The organism is Shewanella basaltis, assembly GCF_023283885.1.
Taxonomy (GTDB): Bacteria; Pseudomonadota; Gammaproteobacteria; order Enterobacterales; family Shewanellaceae; genus Shewanella; species Shewanella basaltis.
Genome location: NZ_JAKILA010000029.1, coordinates 1 through 25,664, shown reverse-complemented (window position 1 = coordinate 25,664; position 25,664 = coordinate 1). Strand labels below are relative to the sequence as shown.

The 25,664-nt window shown below is 41.9% G+C and carries 20 protein-coding genes and 1 pseudogene; 7 read left to right on the top strand and 14 right to left on the bottom strand.

What is annotated here, in order from left to right:
* Positions 1-27: 27 nt before the first annotated feature.
* From L2703_RS17185 to L2703_RS17175, 3 genes are all read right to left on the bottom strand, one after another.
* Positions 28-1,266: a hypothetical protein gene (locus tag L2703_RS17185; protein WP_248972288.1), complete on the bottom strand. Its 1,239-nt coding sequence runs from the start codon at positions 1,264-1,266 to the stop codon at positions 28-30.
* 158 nt (positions 1,267-1,424) lie between these two features.
* Positions 1,425-1,931 carry a hypothetical protein gene (locus L2703_RS17180; RefSeq protein WP_238106236.1) on the bottom strand — a complete coding sequence of 169 codons (507 nt, stop codon included), beginning with the start codon at positions 1,929-1,931 and terminating at the stop codon, positions 1,425-1,427.
* Between the two features lie 84 nt (positions 1,932-2,015).
* Complete coding sequence (locus L2703_RS17175; RefSeq protein ID WP_248972287.1) at positions 2,016-2,696, bottom strand: hypothetical protein; 681 nt, start codon at positions 2,694-2,696, stop codon at positions 2,016-2,018.
* 281 nt (positions 2,697-2,977) lie between these two features.
* Here L2703_RS17175 and L2703_RS17170 point away from each other — a divergent pair, with 281 nt between their 5' ends.
* Both L2703_RS17170 and L2703_RS17165 read left to right on the top strand, forming a co-directional pair.
* Positions 2,978-4,426 carry an OmpA family protein gene (locus L2703_RS17170; protein WP_248972286.1) on the top strand — a complete coding sequence of 483 codons (1,449 nt, stop codon included), beginning with the start codon at positions 2,978-2,980 and terminating at the stop codon, positions 4,424-4,426.
* 892 nt (positions 4,427-5,318) lie between these two features.
* Positions 5,319-8,732 carry an EAL domain-containing protein gene (locus L2703_RS17165; protein ID WP_248972285.1) on the top strand — a complete coding sequence of 1,138 codons (3,414 nt, stop codon included), beginning with the start codon at positions 5,319-5,321 and terminating at the stop codon, positions 8,730-8,732.
* 54 nt (positions 8,733-8,786) lie between these two features.
* On the opposite strand, the gene pyrC is transcribed toward L2703_RS17165, so the two are convergent.
* The 7 genes from pyrC to ohrR all read right to left on the bottom strand — a co-directional run bounded on the left by pyrC (position 8,787) and on the right by ohrR (position 17,467).
* Positions 8,787-9,824 (bottom strand): dihydroorotase, encoded by a 1,038-nt coding sequence (pyrC, locus tag L2703_RS17160; RefSeq protein WP_248972309.1) that lies wholly within the window; start codon positions 9,822-9,824, stop codon positions 8,787-8,789.
* A gap of 139 nt (positions 9,825-9,963) precedes the next feature.
* Entirely contained in the window at positions 9,964-11,466 is a 1,503-nt protein-coding gene (gene lysS, locus L2703_RS17155; RefSeq protein WP_248972284.1) for a lysine--tRNA ligase, read from the bottom strand.
* A gap of 63 nt (positions 11,467-11,529) precedes the next feature.
* A protein-coding gene (gene prfB, locus L2703_RS17150; RefSeq protein ID WP_248972283.1) for a peptide chain release factor 2 occupies positions 11,530-12,628 on the bottom strand; the annotation gives its coding sequence in 2 pieces (ribosomal slippage) (positions 11,530-12,552 and positions 12,554-12,628; 1,098 coding nt in all).
* Between the two features lie 204 nt (positions 12,629-12,832).
* The gene (locus tag L2703_RS17145; protein ID WP_248972282.1) at positions 12,833-14,497 is read right to left on the bottom strand and encodes a methyl-accepting chemotaxis protein; all 1,665 of its coding nucleotides are present in this window, start codon (positions 14,495-14,497) and stop codon (positions 12,833-12,835) included.
* Positions 14,498-14,652: 155 nt separating this feature from the next.
* The gene (gene chrA / locus L2703_RS17140; protein WP_248972281.1) at positions 14,653-15,804 is read right to left on the bottom strand and encodes a chromate efflux transporter; all 1,152 of its coding nucleotides are present in this window, start codon (positions 15,802-15,804) and stop codon (positions 14,653-14,655) included.
* A 72-nt stretch (positions 15,805-15,876) separates the two neighbouring features.
* Positions 15,877-16,950 carry a 23S rRNA (uracil(747)-C(5))-methyltransferase RlmC gene (rlmC, locus tag L2703_RS17135; RefSeq protein ID WP_283107949.1) on the bottom strand — a complete coding sequence of 358 codons (1,074 nt, stop codon included), beginning with the start codon at positions 16,948-16,950 and terminating at the stop codon, positions 15,877-15,879.
* A 49-nt stretch (positions 16,951-16,999) separates the two neighbouring features.
* Positions 17,000-17,467 (bottom strand): transcriptional regulator OhrR, encoded by a 468-nt coding sequence (gene ohrR / locus L2703_RS17130; RefSeq protein ID WP_248972280.1) that lies wholly within the window; start codon positions 17,465-17,467, stop codon positions 17,000-17,002.
* A gap of 184 nt (positions 17,468-17,651) precedes the next feature.
* On the opposite strand from ohrR, the gene L2703_RS17125 reads away from it, so the two are divergent.
* The gene (locus L2703_RS17125) at positions 17,652-17,843 is read left to right on the top strand and encodes a cytoplasmic protein (RefSeq protein WP_248972279.1); all 192 of its coding nucleotides are present in this window, start codon (positions 17,652-17,654) and stop codon (positions 17,841-17,843) included.
* An 88-nt stretch (positions 17,844-17,931) separates the two neighbouring features.
* A pseudogene (locus tag L2703_RS17120) lies at positions 17,932-18,155 on the top strand (hypothetical protein).
* A gap of 10 nt (positions 18,156-18,165) precedes the next feature.
* On the opposite strand, the gene L2703_RS17115 reads toward L2703_RS17120, so the two are convergent.
* Positions 18,166-18,546, bottom strand: coding sequence for a SpoIIAA family protein (locus tag L2703_RS17115; RefSeq protein ID WP_248972278.1), 381 nt, complete (start codon positions 18,544-18,546; stop codon positions 18,166-18,168).
* Between the two features lie 160 nt (positions 18,547-18,706).
* Here L2703_RS17115 and L2703_RS17110 point away from each other — a divergent pair, with 160 nt between their 5' ends.
* The gene (locus L2703_RS17110) at positions 18,707-18,850 is read left to right on the top strand and encodes a hypothetical protein (RefSeq protein WP_248972277.1); all 144 of its coding nucleotides are present in this window, start codon (positions 18,707-18,709) and stop codon (positions 18,848-18,850) included.
* Positions 18,851-19,389: 539 nt separating this feature from the next.
* Here L2703_RS17110 and L2703_RS17105 read toward each other — a convergent pair.
* Positions 19,390-19,944 (bottom strand): TMEM165/GDT1 family protein, encoded by a 555-nt coding sequence (locus tag L2703_RS17105; RefSeq protein WP_248972276.1) that lies wholly within the window; start codon positions 19,942-19,944, stop codon positions 19,390-19,392.
* 465 nt (positions 19,945-20,409) lie between these two features.
* Between L2703_RS17105 and L2703_RS17100 the strand changes: the two genes are divergently transcribed.
* Together L2703_RS17100 and L2703_RS17095 are read left to right on the top strand one after the other, a co-directional pair.
* Positions 20,410-21,612 carry an aromatic amino acid transport family protein gene (locus L2703_RS17100; RefSeq protein WP_248972275.1) on the top strand — a complete coding sequence of 401 codons (1,203 nt, stop codon included), beginning with the start codon at positions 20,410-20,412 and terminating at the stop codon, positions 21,610-21,612.
* A gap of 130 nt (positions 21,613-21,742) precedes the next feature.
* Entirely contained in the window at positions 21,743-23,899 is a 2,157-nt protein-coding gene (locus L2703_RS17095) for a S46 family peptidase (protein ID WP_248972274.1), read from the top strand.
* 17 nt (positions 23,900-23,916) lie between these two features.
* Here the strand turns inward: L2703_RS17095 and L2703_RS17090 are convergent, their stop codons facing one another.
* Together L2703_RS17090 and L2703_RS17085 are read right to left on the bottom strand one after the other, a co-directional pair.
* Positions 23,917-24,618, bottom strand: a complete 702-nt coding sequence (locus tag L2703_RS17090) for an RNA pseudouridine synthase (protein WP_248972307.1) — start codon at positions 24,616-24,618, stop codon at positions 23,917-23,919.
* A 40-nt stretch (positions 24,619-24,658) separates the two neighbouring features.
* Positions 24,659-25,303 (bottom strand): DUF998 domain-containing protein, encoded by a 645-nt coding sequence (locus L2703_RS17085; protein ID WP_248972273.1) that lies wholly within the window; start codon positions 25,301-25,303, stop codon positions 24,659-24,661.
* Positions 25,304-25,664: the final 361 nt, after the last annotated feature.

Genomic DNA, 25,664 nt, shown 5'->3' with positions numbered 1-25,664 from the left:
GCTATGACAACGTAAATGCTTTTGCTGTTAAACCAAATAACGAATATACAGCGAGTACAAGCCAAAGCCTGTCATACCTAGTAGCGCTATAGCCATCGGTATGGGTATGTAATATCGCCATACCGCTGCTATTTTTGGGACTTGCGTCAACGTTGCACTGTAGCCGAGTTGAGACAGTGCAATAACAAATTTATTACTATCACATGTTTGCCCGGCTAACGTAATGCTTTCACCGTGACTCACATCAATGTTTACTCTAAAGACAAAAGGCCGCCAGTATTGCCTCAGGGCACTGTCACCATCGCCAGCTTTATACCAATTCCACTCAATATTGATTGATTTAATTGCTGACTTTTCTATCTGTCTAACTTGCTTGTCCTCAAAATACACTCTTGGAATAACAAGTGAATTTTCGCTGATAACAATCTCATTAGGAGTCGATATACCCTGTGTATAATGCTTATCGCAAATGAGCTTTCGCCTTACAGCAGACACAGCTACCCCAAATAAGGCAACCACTATGGCCGCTACGATATTATGGCTGGAATAAAGGATAAACAGGGCAGCCATAAAACTAATATAACTTGAAGCCCAGACTTGATGAAAGTATTGCCGAGGTAAAGGCAGCATAAACAGTGTGACGGGATATTGTAGTTTTATCGGGTCGTTAAATAACTTAATCCCGATAAAGGCTTTTACGGTATCTTGGTCGAGCTGAACTGAACTAAAGGTTGGCCAATCTTTACGGCTAACGCTATCAAATTGACCGACAACATTAATCCCCTGCGACATTAACACTTTTCGACATTGTTGCACTAATGCAGGCAACTTATGTTGCTTCACTTTTAACGATATCGATATCGGTTCAGGAAATTGAGTTTGTTGACTCTCTTTAACATGCAAAATCACTTTATAAGTATTATGCACTTCTTTTAACTCAATATTTTTTATTACTGAGTAATCTACATTTTGTTGTTGAAGGGAATAAATGGATTTCCCCCCTAACTTGAAACCATGGAACTGTATTAACACCTTGCGCGAGGCATCAAAACACCATCGACATTGATAACTAAACGCTAGCAAGATCAACAATATACTGAGCATTAAACGCCCGAAAGATTCAGCCAAAAAAGAAAACACACTTACCGCCAACACCACATAAATCAGATTAAAACATATAAAAATCCACTTTATTTTTTCAACGGCTGACACGATTGAAAATGATGACGTGGTAATCAATAACGTCCCTGTTAACTTGTTAAACATCCTATTCCTTAATCGACTTACACTTTTTAAGATTATTGTCAGTGCCTACCAAATGCATCAAGAGCCTCGTTAACGGCTTTTTAGCCATATCATCATTCTATTTCGACATTAACATGCCGATAATGAACAAAAAGGATAAGCTGATACCATACGATTACCTACAATAACGTAACAACCTTCCACTGGTTTTCTAAATAGGCCAGCTTGCAAGTCCCATAGCCTTGAATCGCTTCGTTAGTCTTTGGTGATATCGTGTCAAAACGGTATGGAACCCACAACTCTAAGTCATGCCCACGCTGCTTAGCGTTGTCACTAACTAAACTGCTGCTAGAATTTTTAGCATCTTCGAACGCTAACGCCTCATTTTCATCTATTTGATAATTATCGATACCTAAATATGATGTTTTAAAATATTTATCATGTAGCTCAGATAAATATACTTTTACTTGCTCATCCGTTGCTGGTATTGCAGCAAACACCTTTCTGAATAAGTTTACATCTTGATGTCTAACAACATCGACTGACGCTTTACATAGTGCATTCGGCACTGTTCGATCAATTTTTTTAGCCGCTGCCAACCACTGAGCTAAATCTTCATCATCTGGAGAACCCATTGAAGGCGTCGATATAAATAGTAATAAAATAATCGCGATTAATTTGTACATGAAACATCCTTTTAATTTACATTTTTGCTTTACTAACGCTTAAAAACCCACAATCAATCATGTATATAATCAATTGAATATACACTACAAAAAATAGTGTTTCACTAGCATGCCTGTAACAACGACATTGACTAAAACAGGGAATATTACGGCTATAATATTAGGCAAAAAAGCCCATGACCAATTGCCGTGCAGCGTTGTTAATGGGTAGTCGAAAAAACACAGCATGTAAACAATGTGTTTAAGCGGGAAATACATCGCATTAAGAGTAATGACTTCACCGCTTTTTAGCTTAATATCACACGCGGTAATATGATTGCGCACATGTAAACGATGCATTTGTGATTTATATTTTACTGTGATGCGCTCAATGTCAGCGCGTTGTAACTCCAACTGCCCCACAGGCTTATTAATTATTGCATTCGCAGGAATGGCAATACGCTGCTGGCTAACATAGCAACCTAATGTTCCGGTAATACCGTAACGTCGCCTAACCAGCCAATACCGCCCTATTAAGTAGACAGGTAATAACCCCACATTGATTAACACCAATGTACGAGCAAGCTCAGTATTTGGGAAGTTAAGAGGTAACACAGCCAAACCGACCATAAAAATAAGCAATAATAGCGAAACACCTAACGGTAATGGGTACCATAAATTGGCGACATATAAACTTACATCACTCTGCACATTAAAATTACGCATCCCTTTTATGTGCAGGTTATAAAACCAAGACTTATCATCTAACACTATTTTTTTGGCCATAATGATTATTCGTGAACAATATCCTTATTAATTTACGCAAATGTTATCACCATCAAGAAAATACTCATCAAAAAACTCGTTACCTTTTGCTTATAAAATATTATACAGCCAAAAAAAACACCCTTTATGATGTCATTTAAAAACCAAAAACATCAAAAGTAATAAGTCGATAGTTATTCTATGAGTATTTGTTTTACACCCAGATGATGTTTGAATATCTTATGATCACTTAATGTTATTTTTTAATCGTACTGGATACTTTATTACAACAGGGAGTTGAAATGTTAAAACCTGCGCTAATGTCATTGACAATCATCATGACGATGATGCCTGCAATGGACGCTTTGTCTGCTACATCACAAGAGTTATTTTCTGAGCCCAAAGAGGTAAAAGACACAAAAAGTGAACTTAGACACTTCACGCCGGTGCAATTGATCACGGCAATTGACGATAAAAATATTCAGTCAAAAGAAGTGAAAGGCAAACTGACTAGAACCAACTATGAGCTACCGCCATCTTACACGCCGGCTCATTTAATCAATAACTATAAAAATCAGCTAAAAGCGCTCAATGCCGAGATCATTTTTGAATGTGAACAAGCAAGTTGTGGTAATGAAGATAAGTTACAGCAATTTCTTAAGCCACTAGAAACAAATTCACGAACATCTCCATCAGTGTTAACAGCAAAAATCACCTCACCTAAAAAGCAAATTTACGTATCGATATATGCTGCTAGCTGGGCTCGTTACACTAATTTAGAACTCAATATTATAGAAGTCATCGATGAACCATTAGATTTAGTCACCACTAATCAAGGTTATTTATCACAAGAAGTGAGTGAAATAGCAGTAACAGACAATAGCAAAAAAGATGAAAAAAACTCTGCAGACCATCCAATGTTAACTCGCATACCTGGTGCTTATATTGATGAATATACCAGCCATAGTTTTGGACAAATTGCCGTATTAATAGGTAAAAACGGCAAGAAATTTGAGACTAAGATGCTAGACGGTAAAATCACCGATATTGGCTACGTGTTACCTCGTACTTATTCTGAATACGAGATAAATGCTAATTATCAAAACGCATTAACCAAACTTGGTTTTAGTGAAGTTTTTGCTTGTACAGGTAAACAATGTGGCAAAAAAATGGAAATGTATGACGCCTTAAAATTACTGATGTCCAACGGTATGGACGACAGCCAATTTTATCGATTGTATAAGTTAGATCGACCCGAGGGAAATGTATATGTCATGGTGTATGTTATTGGCTATTCTGGGCGATTATCAGCTGAAATTAGGATCATTGAAGAGACCACATTAAACAATAACCGTGTGGGTATTGATTTACAGGGCTTAACCGATGAGATAGCCAAAACGGGCCATGTGGCGCTAGACGGTTTATTGTTTAAATATGATAGCGATGAATTACTGCCAGAAGCTTATCCGATTGTAGAAGTCGTGGCTCAATACCTTCAAACGCACCCGAAGCAGCTCTTTTATGTGGTAGGGCATTCAGACGACCAAGGTTCGCAAGCGTATAACCAAACCTTGTCAGAAAAACGTGCTACAGCAATTAAAACCCGATTGATTAAACAGTTCTCTATTGCTGCACAACAGGTAGAAGCTAAAGGGGTTGGCGAGTACTCACCTATTGCCAATAACCTTGATGAAGCGGGCCAAAAACAAAATCGCCGGGTTGAACTGGTGATTCGCTCAGACAGTAAGTAACCTGAGCTCAGGTTAAGTAACCATTCACAACAGACTGTATTGGGTCATTAACACGCCTAAGCATTCATATTGATGATGTCACGTAAACACAAAGGTAGCCTCGGCTACCTTTGCCTTTATGCCGTCAGACATTACGCAAACACACAAACCAGTATGCGACACACTCAGTAGCATGTAGCCGTTAATCATTCATATACCCAACAACTTAAGCAACACCCGGTTCTCGATATCCACATTCAATACTATCAAGTAAGTAAAACCTAAGCCTAGTACGCATTTCCTGGTTTTTTTGTTTTAACATTACTGTTTGCAGTTGCTTGTATGGTGCGACTAAACACTCTAGGGCCTGTTGACCTTTCAAGGTTGTTTTTGCAGCGAATTGTTGGCCATTACTCATATACAAGTGCGCGGCAGAGACTTTGAGGTGTAGTTATTCTACATAAAAAGTCGATAACGCAGTAAAAATGACCAACAAACGCTGCCCACAGGGTTCGGCTAAAAACGTTTTACTCTTTGTTGAACGATGCTTTACAAATAAAGAGTTGCTTAGGTGGCTAGGCTTCAATCCATTCGCCTCGATTAAAACGTTTTTAACTCGAACAAAATTCAACCAGCAAAGATCAACAGGCCCTAGTAATACCTGATGCTATTGCTTGCCAGCCTAATGCCGCGACAGAAAATCAGTGGGATATCTATAAATTAATCAGTGATTTCAGGTTAAAAATTAATTAACGACTAAACTCAATAAAGCAAGCTTTGAGACACGCGGCGGTGTTGTCAATATGAGGATAAAAGGCAACATATTGATGTGGTAATGACATTCTCGTGAATAGCTCGAGCCTGACGATTTACAACGTAATGGATGACATACCCTTTTACTTGCGGGGAACCAATGGATAGTTTTTTTAGCTTATTGAATAACGCCGTCTTACTGCTCGCACTCGTTGTTATCTTCGATGCAGTAAGAATACAACACTTTGCTTCTACTCAATATAAGTCAATATTAAGCGGTATTTTTATTGGCATCATTGCCATTAGCGTAATGAGTAATCCTTGGGAACTTCGCCCCGGGGTATTTTTTGATGCGCGTTGGATTTTGCTTAGTTTAAGTGGCTTATTTTTTGGTTTTATCCCAACACTTATTGCAACAATACTCGCCATAAGCTTTAGGCTTTATCTTGGCGGTGATGGCGTTTATGTTGGAAGTGTCATTATTGTCACCAGCGCATTACTGGGGTTAACCTGGCGGTATTGGTTGATTCAATCGCATCATACGCTTAACTGGAAAAATATTTTAGCAATGAGCGTTGTGGTTGAATTACTGGTTATTGGCTGCCTGCTATTAATGCCCATTGAAGACAGATACAAGATAATTTCAACCATCCTCCCAACACTATTAACAGTATTCACCGCGATGTCCTTTTTATTAGGTCTATTACTCAAACACCGGATCGACAGCCAAAAACTGGCTCAAGAATTATTGCGTCATCAACAGTTACTCGAAACCGAAAAAAACCTTCTGCAAAATATTATTGATGGCATACCCGACCTCATTTTTTATAAGTCGACAGATGGCAAATACCTAGGTTGTAACAAAGCCTTCGTTAAAGAATTCTCACTGCCAATGGATAAAATAAAAAATCATACTGATCACGACTTATTTACACACGAACAAGCCGCTAAATTTATTGCCGATGATAACCAAGTGTTACAACTTAATAAGACCCTAGTGTATGACGAAAAAGTTTACTCATCAGATGGGGTTGAACATATCTATCGCACTCAAAAAACACCCTTTACTAATATTGATGGCGATATTTTAGGTGTAGTGGGCGTGAGCCGTGATTTAGCAGAAAAGCTCAATATTGAAAAACAATTAAAACGCAGCGAATCGACCTATAAAAACATTATTAGTACCGCCCAGGACGGCTTTTTAATTTTATCTTTAAACGGTGACATTATTGAAGCAAACCAAAGCTTTGCCAATATGACAGGCTACACCATAGATGAACTGATTGGCCTGTCTGTTAACCAGATCGAAACCGATGTAACACGCCAATTTTCACAGGCCAATCTAGCACGAGCAAAACATAAAAAACGATTTAGTTACAACTCATTACACAGGCATAAGCAAGGACATCTTTATCATGTTGAAGTGACGGTCAGTTATTGGGAAGGCGATAACGGTATGTTTTTTTGCTTTGTGAAAGACATTTCTGAACGCATTGAAGCAGAAAAAAAGCTGTTACTCAGCGAGTCTAAATTTAGACAGATATTTGAGAAAATCCCTTCAATTTCAGTGCAGGGTTACGACAAAAATCGATCGGTGATTTTTTGGAATCAAGCCAGCGAAAGCCTCTATGGTTACACAAAAGCACAAGCACTGGGGAAAAAGCTTGAAGAGTTAATTATTCCAGAGCCGTATCGCCAACATGTTATTGACAGTGTGAATGCCTGGATAGATGACGGTGTGCCTATTCCTGCAGAAGAGTTATTGCTTAAGCGAGCGGACGGCAGTTTGGTACCGGTTTATTCTTCACATACCCTCATCAATAATACTGATAATGAACCTGAACTCTATTGCATCGACATTGATTTAAGCGCTCAAAAAAAGGCAGAAGAGCAAGCGCTCACCCTGTCGCAAGCCATAGAGCAAAGCCCTATTTCGATGGTGTTAACCGATACAAACAGTAAAATAGAGTATGTAAACAGTGCATTTGAAAACACCACAGGCTACAGCGCTGACGAAGTCATTGGCCAATCTGCCAGTATGCTCAAATCAGGGTTAACCCCTAAATCCTTATATTACGAATTATGGCAAGCCATTGCTGCTGGAAAGGCGTGGCAAGGGGAATTACAAAATAGAAAGAAAAACGGCGATATCTTTTGGGAACACGCCCACATCGCCCCTATTTTTGATCACACAGGGGTGACTAAGCATTATTTGGCGTTAAAACAAGATGTCACACAATACAAACAGCAAGAAGAAAAAATACTCCATCAAGCACATTACGATAGCCTCACAGGTTTACCTAATCGATTGTTGTCGCTTGAACGTTTGGCTCAAATGATCAATGCAGCAAAAATGACCCACAACAAACTTGCAGTATTATTTTTAGACTTAGATGACTTTAAAAAAGTGAATGACACCTTGGGCCATTCTGTGGGCGACGAGCTTTTGATTCAAGCTGCTGCACGCTTACAAAATACCATTCGTAGCGATGATGTAGTGGGACGCCTTGGTGGCGATGAATTTATTATTTTACTTAACGATATCCACGACCAGAGCGATATTGAGGTTGCAGCAAATAAGTTACTGCAGCAATTTTACTCCCCCTTTAAACTTGAAAGCCGTGAATTAGTGTCAACGGTTAGCATAGGTATCGCGCTTTACCCTAATGACAGTAAAGATGCCAAAGAACTGCTAAGACAGGCTGACTCAGCCATGTACCACTCTAAGGAACAAGGCCGAAACACATACACATTTTTTACCGACCAAATGAATAACGACATGCACCGTAGACTGAAAGTAGAAGAGCAGTTACGTAACGCCCTTAACCAGGGGGAGCTGACGGTTTACTTCCAAGCTTTTGTTGATATCCATAATCGACACGTCGTTGGTGCTGAAGCGTTATTGCGTTGGCAAAATTCGCAACTGGGCAATGTCACCCCGGACGAGTTTATTCCAATAGCAGAGCAAACTGGTTTAATTATTCCTATAGGTGAATTTGTGCTAGAAAACGCCTTTCGGGCCGCCCATCACTGGCAAAACCAGTTTAATAGCCAATTTAAAATTGCCATCAATGTGTCACCAAAACAATTTAGAGAAAACAAATTTGTCGATGTACTGACGTCATTACTAGGCCAATATAACATTCAACCCAGTAGTGTAGAGTTAGAAATTACCGAAGGGGTATTGCTCAGTGGCGACCAGGTTATTAATCGTAACTTAGCGGCCATCAACGATATTGGGGTCAGCATATCGATGGATGACTTTGGTACTGGTTACTCATCTTTAAGTTATTTACGCAGTTACCCTTTTGATACGTTAAAAGTGGATAAAAGCTTTATTAATGACATAACCGTCGACCCAGGCGATTTAGAGTTGGTGGGGGCAGCCATTGCTATGGGCCATGGATTAAACTTAAAGGTGGTCGCTGAAGGGATTGAAACAGAAGAGCAATACCAATTGCTCAATGCATTAAAATGCGATTATGGCCAAGGTTACTTGTTTAGCAAACCTTTACCTCAATCTGAATTTGAAGCGCTATTAGAGGCACAACAAGAGCCTGACAACATAAGGTAATGGCTATGTCACTAGCACATAGCCATTACGATAATACCGGTCAACTTACAGCGATTAAGCGCTTTGTACTTTCCAGCTAACGGTTTGACCGGCAAAAAATGGCACGATTGGATTACCATTTGGCAAAATAATTTCTTCTGGCACTGTCCATTCTTGTTTAACCAGGGTCACAGTACCCGTGTTACGTGGTAAACCATAAAAATCAGCACCATGGAAACTAGCAAAACCCTCTAGCTTATCTAATGCACCTAGGTTATCAAACACCTGGGCATACAACTCTAACGCACTCCAAGCGCTGTAACAGCCAGCACAACCACATGCAGACTCTTTACGGTGTTTTTCATGTGGGGCCGAATCGGTACCTAAAAAGAACTTACTTGAACCCGTTGCCACCGCGGCTTGCAGCGCCTGTTGGTGAATATTGCGCTTTAATACCGGCAAACAAAAGTTGTGCGGGCGCACCCCTCCCACTAACAAATCATTACGATTTAACAGTAAATGCTGCGGTGTAATGGTGGCCGCCACATTGGCTGACGCCCCCGCCACAAACTCAGCAGCTTCTTTGGTGGTAATGTGTTCAAACACCACTTTAAGCTGAGGTATGGCAGCGACAATGCGTGATAAGTAGCGGTCAATAAACAGTTTTTCGCGATCAAAAATATCAATGTGCGACTCGGTCACTTCACCGTGCACTAACAACAACATGCCTTGCTGTGCCATCACCTCAAAGATTGGAAATAACCCATCTAATGCTTTTACTGCGGCATCTGAGTTTGTGGTAGCTCCTGCTGGGTATAACTTAGCCGCAACAACGCCAGCGGCTTTTGCGTCAATAATATCTTGGGCGCTTGTATTGTTGGTTAAAAACAGTGTCATTAATGGTTCAAAGTCGCTACCTTGAGGGCGTGCCGCTAAGATGCGCTCGCGGTAGGCCACAATCATGTCGGCATTGGTTACTGGCGGCACTAAGTTAGGCATTACAATCGCACGTCTAAACAATCTTGCCGTGGCAGGTACGGTTTCACGCAGCATGTCACCATCACGAAAATGAAGGTGCCAATCGTCTGGCGTCGTTAAGGTTATTTGCATGATGTGAGTTCCTATAGGCTGACACGTTAAATTGCGGCTATTGTGCCTTAAATCGACATTTTTTAACAGATTATGCTTAACAAAAAACCAGCCCGCAGGCTGGTTTTAATAACTACAATATTGGCTAAACCAACAGGCGCGATTACGCTTGTGGGCGCATCGCTGGGAATAAAATCACATCACGGATAGTATGAGTGTTAGTAAATAACATCACTAAACGGTCGATACCAATACCTTGACCCGCGGTTGGCGGTAAACCGTGCTCAAGTGCAGTGATGTAGTCTGCATCGTAGAACATGGCTTCATCATCGCCCGCATCTTTTGCATCAACTTGCGCTTTAAAGCGGTTGTCTTGATCTTCTGCATCGTTAAGCTCGCTAAAGCCGTTAGCCACTTCACGGCCACCAATAAAGAACTCAAAACGATCGGTAATAAAATCGTTATCATCATTACGACGTGCAAGCGGCGAAATGTCTGCTGGGTAACCGGTAATAAACGTAGGTTGCATTAACTTAGGCTCGGCGGTTTCACCAAAGATTTCTTCTAGTAGCTGACCACAAGTCCAGAATTTTTCTAGCTTGATGCCAAGGCTTGATGCTAAATCACGCATAAATTCAACGTCTTTAACTTGCTCGTAGGTCATTGCTTGAATGGTAGCGTTATCTGGATTGTACTTTTGAATCGCTTCTAACATGCTTAAACGCGCATAAGGGCCACCAAAGTCAACGGTGTGCTCGCCGTATGGCATTTGCGCACTGCCTAATAATTCAATGGCGATTGAACTGAGCATTTCTTCAGTGAGATCCATTAAATCTTTGTAATCTGCGTACGCCATATAGAATTCCATCATAGTGAATTCTGGGTTATGACGTGGTGACAAGCCTTCGTTACGGAAGTTACGGTTAATTTCAAACACACGCTCAAAACCACCCACAACTAAACGCTTAAGGTATAGCTCTGGTGCAATACGTAGGTACATTGCCATGTCTAATGCGTTGTGATGCGTCACAAACGGACGTGCCGACGCACCACCAGGAATAACGTGCATCATTGGGGTTTCAACTTCCATGAACTCTTTTTTGATCATGAAGTTACGGATCGCTGCAACCACTTTTGAGCGCATAACAAATGCCTTGCGCGAGTCTTCGTTAACAATCAAATCGACATAACGTTGACGGTAACGCGTTTCCTGGTCTGTTAAACCGTGGAATTTTTCTGGTAATGGACGCAATGCTTTAGTCAGCAATTGGTACTCTTCCATGTTGACGTAAAGGTCGCCTTTGCCAGATAAGTGCAACTGGCCTTTAACACCAATAATGTCACCGATATCTAAACCTTGATAACGCTCTTTTAAGTCACCTTGTACTGGCTTGCCAGCATAAGCTTGAATACGACCAGACACGTCTTGGATCACTAAAAACGGGCCACGCTTTGCCATAATGCGGCCAGCGATACTGGTTTGAAAACCTAATTCTTCTAAGGCTTCTTTTGTTTGATCACCATATTGTGCCTGAAGCTCAGCCGCTTTATGGCTACGTTGCCATGTATTAGGGTGAGCATTTGCAGGACAGTTAGTGCGGATGTGTTCTAATTTAGCCCGACGCTCTGCAATCAGTTTGTTTTCATCTTGTACGTGTTCAGTCATGTTATATTCTCGCGTTTACTCGCCACACTTTGATACATGGCGAAAAAAGTTAATTTGATTAAACTAAAGTCCTGATTTTAGGCTGGCTTCAATAAACTTATCTAAATCACCATCCAACACAGATTGAGTATTGCGGTTCTCAACCCCTGTACGTAAATCTTTAATGCGTGCATCGTCTAATACGTACGAACGAATTTGACTGCCCCAGCCAATGTCAGATTTAGCATCTTCAGCGGCTTGTTTGTCGGCATTTTGCTTGTGCATTTCTAACTCGTATAACTTCGCTTTTAATTGTTTAAAGGCTGAGTCACGGTTTTTGTGTTGCGAGCGGTCGTTTTGACATTGCACAACCGTATTGGTTGGCAAGTGAGTGATACGTACCGCTGAATCCGTTTTGTTTACGTGCTGACCACCGGCACCAGAGGCGCGGTAGGTATCAATACGCAAGTCAGATGGATTGATCTCAATTTCAATGTCGTCGTCAATTTCTGGGTACACAAATACCGAGCAAAAAGACGTATGGCGTTTACCCGACGAGTCAAACGGCGACTTACGCACTAAACGATGTACACCCGTTTCGGTGCGCATCCAACCAAACGCATATTCACCAGTAAATTTAATGGTTGCGCCTTTAATGCCCGCAACATCACCGTCGGTAACTTCCATTAATTCAGGGCTGTAGCCGTGTGCTTCGCCCCAACGCAAATACATGCGTAATACCATGTTGGCCCAATCTTGGGCTTCTGTACCACCCGAGCCAGATTGAATGTCCAGGTAACAATTTGAGGCGTCATTTTTACCCGAAAACATCCGGCGGAATTCTAAATCAGCCAAACGTGCATCTAAGGTTTTAAGCTCAGCGGCGGCATCGTTAAAGGTTTCTTCGTCATCTTCTTCGATTGCTAATTCAAGCAATCCTTCAATGTCTTCAAGACCTGCGTCCATATCATCAATGGTTTTAACAACGGCTTCTAATGCGGCACGCTCTTTACCCAGTGCTTGCGCACGCTCAGGCACGTTCCACACTTCCGAACTTTCTAGTTCACGACTGACTTCTTCTAAACGCTCGCTTTTAGCAGCGTAGTCAAAGATACCCCCGAAGTAACTCAGTACGATCAGCAAGCTCTTTGATTTTGAATTTTACCGGATTAACTTCAAACATGAATATTCAACTTAAATTAGCAGTTAACAAAAGGTGCAACGGCGCATTTTACCCCATGACTCGCGCTAAACCTAGACCGAAAGGTCGATTATTAACAAACTAATGGCGAATAAATTTCAGCACCTCAATGCTTTTAGCAATACGTATTTTTGCATAAAAAAATGAACCCATAAGGGTTCACTTTTTAACTAAGGCAGTATTTCGTTAAACTTTAAATTGTCCAACTAACTTAGCAAGAGTCTGACCTTCATTGGCCACATCTTTACTCAAGCCAGATGCATCCTGACTTGCAGCCAATAATGAGTTAACGATTTCTTGTACGGAGTTAACATTGCGATGAATTTCTTCTGTCACCGAGCTTTGTTCTGTTGCCGCTGTCGCAATTTGGGTACTCATATCATTAATGCTCGTTACCGAAGATGTCACTGCGCCTAAACTTTCTGATATAGCCCGTGAAGACTCAACCGAACTTAAACAACTACTTTGGCTTTGTTGCATCGTTTGCACCGCTTTGGTCACTAATTTGTGCAGTTGCGATAGCATATCGTTAATTTCGACCGTGCTACTTTGGGTACGGCTGGCAAGGTTTCTGACTTCATCTGCAACAACCGCAAAACCTCGACCTTGCTCACCTGCACGCGCGGCTTCAATTGCGGCATTTAACGCCAGTAAATTTGTTTGCTCAGCAATACCACCAATCACACTAAGAACAGAGTTAATTTTTTGCGATTGCTCGCTCAGCGATTGAACATCTGCCGCGGCATTATCAATCTGTTTCATTAAATTAGACACTTCAGTTAATGAGGTATCGACACACTCTTGTGCTTTAGTCACATTGCCTGATGCTGTATGAGTTGCATCGGCGACCATGCTGGTATTGTGTGCCACATCATTTGCGGTTGCCGACATTTCAGTAATGGCTGTCACAATTTGATCGATTTCATTATTGTGGCTATAAAGTTGCTCGGTCATCGACACCGTTTGGCCGCTAATACTCTGCGCGCCATGTTTTACTCTGTCGGTTGCCCCGGCGACATCACTAATAATATGCTGTAGTTTGTCGACAAACTCATTAAACGCACTGCCTAATTGGCCAATTTCATCTTCGCTAGTAACAGCTAAGCGCTTAGTTAAATCACCCTCCCCTTTGGCGATATCATTTAACGAATTAGCCATATTTTGAATTGGCACAACCAGCTTGTGTGCCATGACCACAACCACAAACGCTGTAATGCCGGTTAAGCCTAACGCCATAAGCAAAAACATTAACGTTTTTTGATGCATACGTTCAGTTTTTTCATCATGAAATTTAGCAATGGCTTGCTCAATATCATCAATATAAGCACCAGTGCCTAACATCCAGTTAGTATTGGGCACCATGACGGCATACCCCAGTTTTTCAATTAACTGCTCTGTGCCCGGTTTTTTATAAAAATAAGAAAATATACCATCGCCAGACTTGGCAGCATTGAGTAAGCCAACAATAATTTTTGTGCCATTAGGGTCAGCCATATCAATTTTGTTTTGCCCTTCTAACTCTGGCATCGTTGCATGAAAAACACTGTTTCCAGCATCGTCATACATAAAAAAATAGCCTGCACTGCCAAAACGTAAATCACGCAATGCTTGATTCACATTACCACTACTGCCAAGCGACAATTGATATTCAACCACACCTCGAGCGATTTCTGTGGCTTCTGCAAGTTGACTTTTTCTTTCTGAAATTAACTCACCGCGAAACTGAGCGATATCATTTTCTAACGAGGTACCCTCGTTAACGTAAAATACACTTAATAATACGGTCAAAGTTAATGACAAAGGGATTAGTGATAGCCCCAAAAGCTTATTGCGAAGGGAGGATTTCAGCATAGTTGTCAGCCTTTTGTAGTAATAATCTATTGAGTATAGATGTTTACAGCTTGTAGCCAAACTTTAGCGCCGAATAAAGTGAAACATGTCGCAAAAACGACCAGTGTTAACCGAGGGCTTACACCTAGCCCTAGGTGGTCGCTTGTTCATTGGAATTATATTAAGGTTAATAATGCACCCGTTGCAGCAAACCCCATAACCAGCCAAACAATGCCAGGCTTAAATACCTTTAACAGACTAAAGCCAATAATCACTAGCGCCATATCAAGTGGCATAATAACCGCACTGGTAAATACTGGCTGATAAAGCGCCGCGAATAACAAGCCGACAACCGCGGCATTAACACCAGCTAACACGCCTGCAATATGGGGGCGCTGACTAATGGTATGCCAGCTTTTTAAGCCCACTAACATAAGTAAAAACCCGGGTAAAAATATTGCAATTGTCGCCACTATGGCGCCTAATATTGGCGACTCTAGCCATAAATCAGCCCCTAAAAAGGTCGCAAGAGTAAACATGGGCCCAGGTATCGCCTGTGCTAGTGCATAGCCAGTTAAAAAACGATCTGGAGTAATGTAGTCGCCCACACTAGCTTCTAATAAGGGGAGCACCACATGCCCGCCGCCAAACACTAAACTGCCAACTTGGAAAAACTGCGCAAATATTTGCCCAATAGTGTCATCCTGGCCAATAAAATACAGCGAACTGGCCAAGCATAAAATAAACAAGGCTAACCAAGAATAATTTAGGGTGATGGGTGGGTTTTCAGGGGTAATATTTTCTCCGCGGGTCAGTAAAATTCCCCCAATGATTGCGGCCATCACTAACACCGCAATTTGCATTAACATCGACGGCATTAAGATAATTGCCACTGCGGTAGTGGCCATTAACATTTTAGCGGTTTTACGCTGACAAAATTGAGTAAACATGGACAAGGTCGCATCAGCAACGACCACGACGGCCAACAGTTTTAAACCGTGGATCATGCCTTGTACAGCGCTAATTTCTAACCATTGCGCACTGGTTACTGCGAACAAAAACAGCAGTAAAAACGACGGTAAAGTAAATCCCAAAAATGCCGCGAGCCCACCAAACACCCCACCTTTGTGATAACCAATAGCAAAGCCGACTTGGCTAGACCCGGGACCAGGCATAAATTGGCTTAAGGCAACAAAACTGGCGTATTGCTTACTGTCTAGCCATTGCAAATCATCAACAAATGCTTTTCTAAAATAACCAATATGAGCAGCAGGGCCACCAAAACTGATTAAGCCTAACGCTAAAAAACGACTGAAGATTTGCCACATCGCCCGAGATCCTTTTTATGTTGAGCCATGATTTTATGACATAAAAATGACAGTTTCATGACCACTTGCCACTTACCGCCTTTCTAGCATGACTAACACTTCAAAATGGTCAGTATGCGCAAACATATCAAACAACTGCACTTTAGTGATTTGGTAACCCTCAATGCTGGCTAAATCATTCACTAACGTATTGGGGTTACAGCTCGAATACACTATGGCTTTAGGCGCAAAAAGACTTAATGACTGGCACAATGCCTTGCCTAATCCACGCCTTGGTGGATTAACAATAATCAAATCAGGTTTGTCTTGTACGGCCTGGCCTTGGGCAAATGCAGTTGAGTCAAGCGCACTAAAATCAACCTGAGTTAAGCCTAATTTTTCAGCTGATAGTTTGGCGCATTCAATGGCTTCGGCCTCAATTTCGATGCCGGTTAAACGAATATGCTTATCGGCACAATGTAGGCCAAATCCTCCTACACCACAAAATAAATCCCAAATGTAACTTGGATTAAACTCTGCCACCCACTCGCGAGCGGTTTGATATAACTGTGCTGCAACCTCAGGATTGGTTTGAAAAAAACTTTTAGGGCGAATAAACAGTGGTACATGATTAAACTGTTCTTCTAAACGAGTAGCCTCAGTTAAAAAGATTTCTTGCTCGCCTTCTAATATTGCCATATGCACAGGTTGAAGATTAACCGACACCAACGCTATCGCAGGAAACTCGTGTAACAGTTGTGGTAACTCGCGTTCAATGCGGGCAATGGCTTGCTCGCTGCGCAGTACAAAGCGCAACATAAATTGGCCGTACTTTTGGCTGCGTGTCAGTAAGATGTATTTAAGTTCACCTTTGGCTTTGTCGACACGATATGGCGGTAAACCCGCTTGTTGCACAAAACGCTCTAACCTATGCAGCAGTACTTGCATATCATGCGGATACAAGCTGCAATCACATAAGCTAACGGCCTCGCCTTGTGGATTCACTAAGCCTAAGATGGGTCGATGCGCGGCACCTAGTGCCACCATTTTTGCTTTATTACGAAAACCAGACTCGGCACTTAGTACCGGTGGTAGCCATTGCTCTACCGGTAACTCACCAAATAACGCCTCAAGCTGCTGTTGTTTAATGGCAATTTGCTGTGCCATTGGTTGCACAATGTTGCGACAAGATAAACAATCACCACGCTGAAAATAATCACATTTCACAGCTAGTTGCCTCGCCCGAATTCAGCATAGCAAATGCTTGATCACACAATTTTTTAAGTTGTGCTAAATCGTCTAACGTTCCGCCCACCTTACAGCGCATTTGCTCTGGAATCGCCAGAGCTTGTTGATGTAACTCACGCCCCGCGTCGGTCACGTGTAACACACGCACTCGCTCGTCTAAGTCGCTGCGGCCACGGCTCACTAATTTTTTTGCCTCTAACCGTTTAAGCAATGGAGTTAAGGTGCCAGAATCTAGATGTAACTTTTCACCTAAGGTTTTCACGCTAATACCTGGCTCTTGCCAAAGCACCATCATCACTAAATATTGCGGGTAAGTGAGTGACAGTTCATCAAGTAAGGGTCTATAGGCGCGGATCATGGCATTGGTCGCACTGTACAATGAGAAACACACTTGGTTTTCAAGTGCTAAAGGATTTACAGCCTGTTTAGTAGACATAAGCTTTACTCAACTCAAAAAATAATGGGTAGTATACCCAATAGGATACTTCAACATAGATGAATAATATCACATATTCATTGCGCGCAATGTATCGGTCATTAAAATGAAGCCCTACAGTAGGGCTCAAGTTTTGCTCATTGATGCCGATAGACTTAAACGAAATGAAAACTGAGGATAAGATATGTCAATCAGTGTGAATGCTCCATCATCAATGCCAACAACCATTGATTCTGGTAACAGTTTAAAAGTGGCTGTGATGGCAAAAGAGCAACAGAAGATAGAAGGCCAAATGGCATTGCAGTTAATTGAAGCGGCAGCACCTGCGCCTCAACCTGTAGGTAATAGCGGTCATAACATCAACACCACTGCATAAATAAATGGTGTACAAAAACCTAGGGTCTGTTGATCTTTGCAGGTTGAATTTTGTTCGAGTTAAAAACGTTTTAATCGAGGCGAATGGATTGAAGCCTAGCCACCTAAGCAAAATCTATTCAACAAAGAGTAAAACGTTTTTAGCCGAACCCTGTGGGCAGCGTTTGTTGGTCATTTTTACTGCGTTATCGACTTTTTATGTAGAATAACTACACTTCAAAGTCTCTGCCGCGCACTTGTATATGAGTAATGGCCAACAATTCGCTGCAAAAATAACCTTGAAAGATCAACAGACCCTAGCAATGCACGCTAGGTTTTTGTTTTTAATAGCGTAACCATTTCAGCGCTTCATTTTGGTCTTCAAAATACTTCATTTCACCCGCGATAAACCAACTGCCCATTTTTGCAGCCCATTCTTGCCAGCCTTTGTTACCCCAAATGGCAATCCGCTCAAATTCAGATTGATGTTTTAGCCCTAGTTGTAAATCATCCCAGGCCGCCCGAAGATCCCACCCCTCAAGTTCTGTAGCATCCAAAAATAAACTCACCTTAGGTTGCTTGACTTGACTTAATGCTCCTTCAAGCATGGGGGTAATAATTTGATAGTCTTCATGGGTTAAGGTACCTATCGCCTTGAGTGTAACGAAAAACGCATTCTCAATTCGATTTATACCAATCGACAAACCGTGCTTTTTAATACTCATATCCCACTCCTTAGTAATATAAAAACCAAGACTTATGTTGATATTTTAACCAACTAAGGCGGGTGGAATGTGTTCAACTGCACAAAAAATTCAATTAACAAACTGACTTCGACCATGCATTACCAGTACTGATGACTAATGTTGTTAATCTTGCGCCAACATGCGGCCATCCTCTTTTGATAACAAAGCAAAAATCAGCGCTGCAAATAATACCTACCCAGGGCAGTCAAAACGCTTTTTAGTACCAAAACATTCAGCCATTCAGCCTGATGCAGGGATCAACAAAGCCACCGTGAGCATGTAATACCATTGCGCATTAATAAGTGACCACTGTGAATGCGTCCAGCGATTTTTGATTAAGGCGTCGCTATGTAACCTCAGCTCTGGATAACAAACGCCTTTCAAGCAGTCCTTTGCCTTCCTCACTGCGTTGAATTAACTTGCAATAGGCTAGCTATTGACGCGTTAATTCGCCTTGTTAGCAAAACACATCACAAGCTTGACAGTGGATTTTAGTCAATCTATTGATTTATATCGTTATCAATACATCTCTTATCCAGAGTTGAGGTTATGTAGTAATGGTTGTTCCCTTTCAAATAGTGAGAACGTAAAGCAAAAACGGCTGGGGCATTCCTTTTAGGCGAGTGTTAAAAGGGCTTACACTGCGTTGCATGACTTCGAAAGAGAATCACTATTCATTCAGTCATTCGCCTTGTTTAAGTCCTTTTAAATTCTCGCAAAGAGATTATTTGCTAACGCGTGATGGTATAACGCAATTGCTACCACCCAAGGTAATCCTCAGGCGGTTTATCAAGAGTTTGGCTTTTGATCATCATCCTCTGTTTACCACATGAGCGTGGCAACCCCAAGTAATGCAAAAATCACTGCACAACCACGGTGGATAAGTTTCATCGGTAAATTATCAGCACTAAAGTGCCCAGCTAACACCACAGGCACATTGGCGATTAACATGCCTAAAGTCGTGCCAATAATAACCCAGGTTAGTGAGTGGTATTTTGCAGCAAGCACTACGGTCGCTATTTGTGTTTTATCCCCTATTTCTGCAATAAAAAACAAAATAAATGTGGCACCAAATGCACCCAGTTTATAAAAACGATTATCGTCATCGTCCATTTTATCGGGAATGAGCACCCACAAGGCAATGGCAAAAAAACAGCCAGCGACCACATATTGAGACCATTGAGGATCTAACCAGTCTATCGCCCATTGCCCAATACATGCAGCTATGGCGTGATTAATTAAAGTGGCACATAAAATAGCACTGATAATGGCAAATTTATTGCTAAAACGGATGGCTAATAATAGGGCGAGTAATTGTGTTTTATCGCCGATTTCGGCAATTGCGACAGAAAATGTAGAAGTGAGTAACGCGTCCAATGTGATTATCCTAGGGGTAAATGACAACTAAGCACAAGCCACCGCATACCCCTTGATGCAGTTACTGTGCTTAGGTCTCGCTTGGAAACATCACTGATTTAACAGTCTGTTACTGTCTGCACCATGGCATGAGGCCAAATATGTTGATACAGACATCTTGCATGCTTATCCAGCATGGCAAAATTAGCTACTCCCCTAAAACGAGGCGTATTATAACGATAAACATCATTTATTCAATCAAGCATTTTTACATTGTAAATATTGGCTAAACCCCGACATGCAACAAAGCAATGTCGTAATGATACGCCATTGCAAAAATACCGTGTAAAATAGTTTGGTCAAATGTTATGTAATTGTTTATAAACACAGCTGTTGGCCTTTAACTCTCGAAGATCCTTGCCTGCTCAGTCTCCATTCTGCTAATGTCCGACACAAATAAAATAATAATTAAGCAGGACGTTTGCTGTGAATTTAAAAACCTTAGGTTCTATTTCTATTGTTGCAGGCACTGCCATTGGTGGTGGTATGCTCGCGTTACCATTAGCAACGGCTGCATTGGGGATTATTCCCGCATTAATGCTACTCGTGGTGATTTGGGCCATTTCAGCTTACACCTCGTTACTGATGCTAGAAATTAATTTGCGCAGTGGTGTCGGTGATAATGTGCATGTGATTACAGGCAAAACGTTAGGTAAATTAGGACAACTCATTCAAGGCGGTTCCTTTCTCAGTTTATTATTTGCCTTAACTATGGTCTACCTTATGGGAGGCTCGTCGTTACTTGAGACACGTTTAGAACCCATTGGTATCAACATGAGCAACCAGGTTGCGGTTATTCTTTTTACCGTATTTTTTGGAGGACTCATTGCGGTCGGTGTAAAATGGATTGATAAAATCTCACGTATTTTATTCACTGCGATGGTATTGTTATTGGTGGTAGTCGTGAGTTTTTTATTACCCGATGTCAACCTAATGACTGCATTGAATAACTACTCAACTACGGTGGCCTCTGGTGATGCACTGCAACAGCTTTGGTTAGCGGCCATTCCAGTAGTATTTACCTCTTTTGGGTTTCACGTTTGTATAGCCACAATTGTGCGCTACCTTGACGGTGATGCCATATCACTGAGAAAAGTCTTATTAATTGGCTCAACCATTCCACTCGTTTGTTACATACTTTGGTTACTGGTCACCCTAGGATCACTAGGCGGCGAAACCGTTCACAGCTTTGGTGGTTCTTTGCCTAAACTGGTGGCGGCATTACAAGGTCTGGTCCAGTCTAGTGTTATTAGCCAAGCCATCGATCTTTTTGCAAACCTTGCGTTGATCACCTCATTTTTAGGGGTCACCATGAGCTTATTTGATTATGTTGCAGAACTCACTCGCGCAAGAGACGATGTTGCTGGGCGCGCTAAAACCTGGCTAATCACTTTTGTTCCGCCGTTGCTTTGCGCCCTGTATTACCCCGACGGCTTTTTCCAAGTGCTCGGGTTTGCTGCAATCCCACTGGTAGTAATGATTATCTTTTTACCCATTGCCATGGCGTTAAAGCAACGTGCTCAAGACTTGGGCGGTTATCAAGTATCTGGCGGTATTGTTGCGCTGCTATTGGCAGGTATTGCTGGGGTATTGATTGTGTTTGCACAGCTAATGGTGGCACTGGGTTAGCCAGGCTGTTAATGATTTGTAAGCGAGTTTTTCAGCCGCTATCATGATGTTAAAACTTTTGTTAAAGTCAGGCCTCGCCTGACTTTTTTGTTTTTTGGGCAACTCATAATATCTAAATGGACTAATTATAATGAAAACATGGTTATTAACCGCAGCCATCGCGGCCAGTTTTGGTGCGTCGGCAGATGAAGGAATGTGGCAGCCACATCAATTGCCTGCAATGGCTGACGAGCTCAAAGCAAAAGGGTTAGAAATTAGTGCCGAATCCATTTCCAAATTAACTGAATTCCCAATGAATGCGGTGATTAGCTTAGGCGGCTGTACCGCATCATTTGTATCCCCCAAAGGCTTAGTGGTGACTAACCACCATTGTGCTTACGGTGCAATTCAGTACAACTCAACCCCAGAAAAAAACCTCTTGAAAGATGGTTTTTTAGCAAAAACCTATGCTGAAGAATTACCAGCAACTCCCGGCTCACGTATTTTTGTCACCGAAGAAGTGACCAACGTGACAGACAAAGTAACCGCTGGCCAAATGGACAAAGTGGGTAATGCATTTTACAAAGGGATTGAGTTACAGCAAAAAGCCTTGGTTGCAGAATGTGAAAAAGCAGACGGCTATCGTTGTCAGGTGTATAGCTTTCACGGCGGGTTAGAATACTACCTTGTGAAACAACTTGAAATTCGCGATGTACGTTTAGCCTATAACCCAGCGGCAAGCGTAGGGAAATACGGCGGCGATATCGACAACTGGATGTGGCCTCGTCATACCGGTGATTTTTCGTTTTATCGTGCTTATGTATCTAAAGACGGTAAGCCTGCCGATTTCAGCAAAGACAACGTTCCTTATGAGCCTAAAAGCTTTTTAAAAGTATCAGCCAAAGGCGTGAGCGATGGCGATTTTGTGATGGTGGCCGGTTATCCTGGACGCACGAATCGTTATCGCACCGCAGATGAAGTGAGTAATCAATTTGGTTGGGCTTATCCTGAAGGAAAAGTCTTGCAAGAGCGCATGATTGATATCATCAAAACAACCGCTCCAGAAGGCAGCGACGAGCGCATAAAATACGAAAGCTTAATTGCAGGTCTTGCCAACTACGCTAAAAACTTTGCCTCTATGATTGAGTTTTATGGCAAATCAACCATGCTGGCTGAGCGCAAAAAAATTGAAACAGACTTAGCAAATTGGATTAGCAAAGATAAGCAGCGCCAACAAAAATATGGTGAAACCCTCTCAAATCTTGAAAAGCTGGTAGCAAAAAGCCAGCAAAACCAAGAACGTGATGTGTTGCTGAGCTACATAGGATACACCACCATGGTGACCACAGCGCGCAGCTTGTATCGTTTAGCTCACGAGAAAACATTGGCAGACATGGCACGTGAGCCAGGCTATCAAGACCGCGATATGATTAACTTTACCTCAAGCATGGAGCGAATTGACCGCCGTTATGCTGCCAGTGTTGATAAAGCCCTACTTGCGGAGTTGTTAACTCGCTATGCTGCATTACCTGCAAAACAACGTATTGCGTCATTCGATAAAGCCTTTGGCATTACCGATAAATTTGATGCAAAGACTTTAGCTAAAACACTCGACAACATGTATGCAAAGACCCAGTTAGGCGACAAAGACACACGTTTAGCCTGGATGAATAAATCGGTTGCAGACTTTAAAGCATCAAACGATCCCTTTATTCAATTGGCGGTTAAAACCTATGATGCCGATATGGCGCTAGAAAAGGCCAAAAAGCAGTTAGACGGCGATTTAATGAAAGTGCGCCCGCAGTACATGGATGCCATTATTGCCTATAATCGCGAGCTGGGTAAGCCTGTTTACGCAGATGCTAACTCAAGCTTACGTGTCACTGTGGGTAACGTAAAAGGTTATTCGCCACAAGATGGTTTAATTGCTGAGCCATTTACTCGCTTAGAGGGGCTTTTAGCCAAAGACACTGGAGTTGATCCATTTGATGCACCCGCTAAACAACTTGAACTGATTAAACAAAAACAGTACGGCGATTACTACGTTAAGGCCATTGATTCTGTACCCGTTAACTTTTTATCCACGCTAGACACCACTGGTGGTAACTCAGGTTCACCAACCTTAAACGGCCGTGCTGAGTTAGTTGGTTTATTATTTGATGGCGTATACGAAAGCATCATTGGTGATTGGGGATACGATGCACAAAGCAATCGCTCAATTCAAGTCGATAGCCGTTACATGTTGTGGGTGATGAAGTATTTAGACAATGCTGACAACCTACTCGCTGAAATGGACATCGCTCAATAGTCTTTAAACTCACTCGGTTACGTTGACTGAGTGAGTTGCTTTAGACTCAATAACTCTGCGGCCGACACTGGCCGCATGGTTTTTTCTGGCAAGTCATTAAGACACACATCCGCTATTTTTATTCTCAATAAGTCCATCACCTGGTATCCAAACGCCTGACACATGCGGCGGATTTGACGGTTTAACCCCTGGGTAAGCACAATCTCAAACGTTATCGAGTTAACTAGCCTTATGGTACATGGCCTTGTTTGCACCTGGCCATAACTCACCCCTGAGGCCATATCACTTAAAAACTTAGCCGTGAGCGGTTTATCTACCTGTACCAAATAGGTTTTACTGTGATGAGAATCAGGATGCATTAAGGTTTGAGTGAGTTCACCATCATTGGTTAATAACAATAAACCACGAGAATCTTTATCTAAACGTCCGGCAGGATACAACCTTGGGCTCGAAGGGAGCAAATGAAGCAAACTACAGGAGTCATTAATCAATAGCCGACAATCGATGCCAACTGGCTTGTTATACAGCCAATATTGTTTATCTTGCGGCGCCAAAACAGGATGACCATCAACACAAATATCGAGTTTATGTAGGCTCTCAACTCGGTCAGTATGCGCAGCAACCTGCTGATTAATAGTGACTCGCCCAGCTTCAACAAGCCGCGCGGCTTGTCGCCGAGAAGCCACGCCACACAGAGCCAAATAATGACTAATACGGATCAAAGCCATCGCTAACCCACACCTTAAAACATTGGCAACATCAGTAGTTCTGCAACCACTTATAGGCCACTTGTTGCTGTACTTTAATCGTTTTCATCATGTTTAAACTTAAGCAAACACACCATAAAATGTTGGCTTGGGTTAACAACCACATGGCTAAAGACACAAGACAAAATTGCGGTAGAACAGTTGAACAGGCGGGAAAATCTAATAAATTCCAATCAAGTAGCGCCATCAACGCGCTACCACTGATGAGTGCAACTATGGTGAGTGAAAGCATGGGCTTATTCATGGTGCTTCCGGGTTTAAAGTAATCCAGTACACACACAAAATGAAGCACAACAGAACTGATTAAATACAAGGTAGACACTTTACGATGCATGTCTAACAAGTTTATTGGAAACACCCCCATTAAAATAATACTCAACCCCACAATGCCGCCGACAAACGCTAAATAGCGACTCAATGGATCATGGTAAGTGTTAAACACTGCCACCATGGCAAGTAATAAACATGACCCGCCTGCTAATAAAGACAAATTAAACACTACAGCTAAAGGGGAGTTCATATAATCCCCTAGCATATCAGGACGGATCATTAGCATTTCAAGACTGATGTTACCAGTTTCAGCAATAAGAGCACTGCCAACGCCTAATGAACAAAGCACTGCAGCAGCAAGAGACATAAACACGATCACAAGGTGCAAATCATAATTTCGAATGTTAGATATCACGTGGTATGAATGCCATGACTAGGTGCTTATGCTAAAAAGGAAGCCAAATTTTAACCTGTTAACCCCTAAAATTAAAGAAATACCAGTTAGGATAAATAAGTGATCAGAGATTAAGTAGGAAAAATCGTTTAGTACAAGGCGGAAATGTTGAAGGTAGTTGTGCTACCTTCAACATTTTTAACGACGTTATAAGCGATATTAACTAATCAACCTCAGCTCTGGATAACAAACGCCTTTCAAGCAGTCCTTTGCCTTCCTCACTGCGTTGAATTAACTTGCAATAGGCTAGCTATTGACGCGTTAATTCGCCTTG

Excerpts from the sequence above, each read along its gene's own strand:
- L2703_RS17185 (WP_248972288.1), bottom strand. The coding sequence starts at position 1,266 with ATGTTTAACAAGTTAACAGGGACGTTATTGATTACCACGTCATCATTT.
- L2703_RS17180 (WP_238106236.1), bottom strand. The coding sequence starts at position 1,931 with ATGTACAAATTAATCGCGATTATTTTATTACTATTTATATCGACGCCT.
- L2703_RS17175 (WP_248972287.1), bottom strand. The coding sequence starts at position 2,696 with ATGGCCAAAAAAATAGTGTTAGATGATAAGTCTTGGTTTTATAACCTG.
- L2703_RS17170 (WP_248972286.1), top strand. The coding sequence starts at position 2,978 with ATGTTAAAACCTGCGCTAATGTCATTGACAATCATCATGACGATGATG.
- L2703_RS17165 (WP_248972285.1), top strand. The coding sequence starts at position 5,319 with ATGGATAGTTTTTTTAGCTTATTGAATAACGCCGTCTTACTGCTCGCA.
- lysS (WP_248972284.1), bottom strand. The coding sequence starts at position 11,466 with ATGACTGAACACGTACAAGATGAAAACAAACTGATTGCAGAGCGTCGG.
- L2703_RS17145 (WP_248972282.1), bottom strand. The coding sequence starts at position 14,497 with ATGCTGAAATCCTCCCTTCGCAATAAGCTTTTGGGGCTATCACTAATC.
- chrA (WP_248972281.1), bottom strand. The coding sequence starts at position 15,804 with ATGTGGCAAATCTTCAGTCGTTTTTTAGCGTTAGGCTTAATCAGTTTT.
- rlmC (WP_283107949.1), bottom strand. The coding sequence starts at position 16,950 with ATGGCACAGCAAATTGCCATTAAACAACAGCAGCTTGAGGCGTTATTT.
- ohrR (WP_248972280.1), bottom strand. The coding sequence starts at position 17,467 with ATGTCTACTAAACAGGCTGTAAATCCTTTAGCACTTGAAAACCAAGTG.
- L2703_RS17125 (WP_248972279.1), top strand. The coding sequence starts at position 17,652 with ATGTCAATCAGTGTGAATGCTCCATCATCAATGCCAACAACCATTGAT.
- L2703_RS17115 (WP_248972278.1), bottom strand. The coding sequence starts at position 18,546 with ATGAGTATTAAAAAGCACGGTTTGTCGATTGGTATAAATCGAATTGAG.
- L2703_RS17110 (WP_248972277.1), top strand. The coding sequence starts at position 18,707 with ATGCGGCCATCCTCTTTTGATAACAAAGCAAAAATCAGCGCTGCAAAT.
- L2703_RS17095 (WP_248972274.1), top strand. The coding sequence starts at position 21,743 with ATGAAAACATGGTTATTAACCGCAGCCATCGCGGCCAGTTTTGGTGCG.
- L2703_RS17085 (WP_248972273.1), bottom strand. The coding sequence starts at position 25,303 with ATGTCTCTTGCTGCTGCAGTGCTTTGTTCATTAGGCGTTGGCAGTGCT.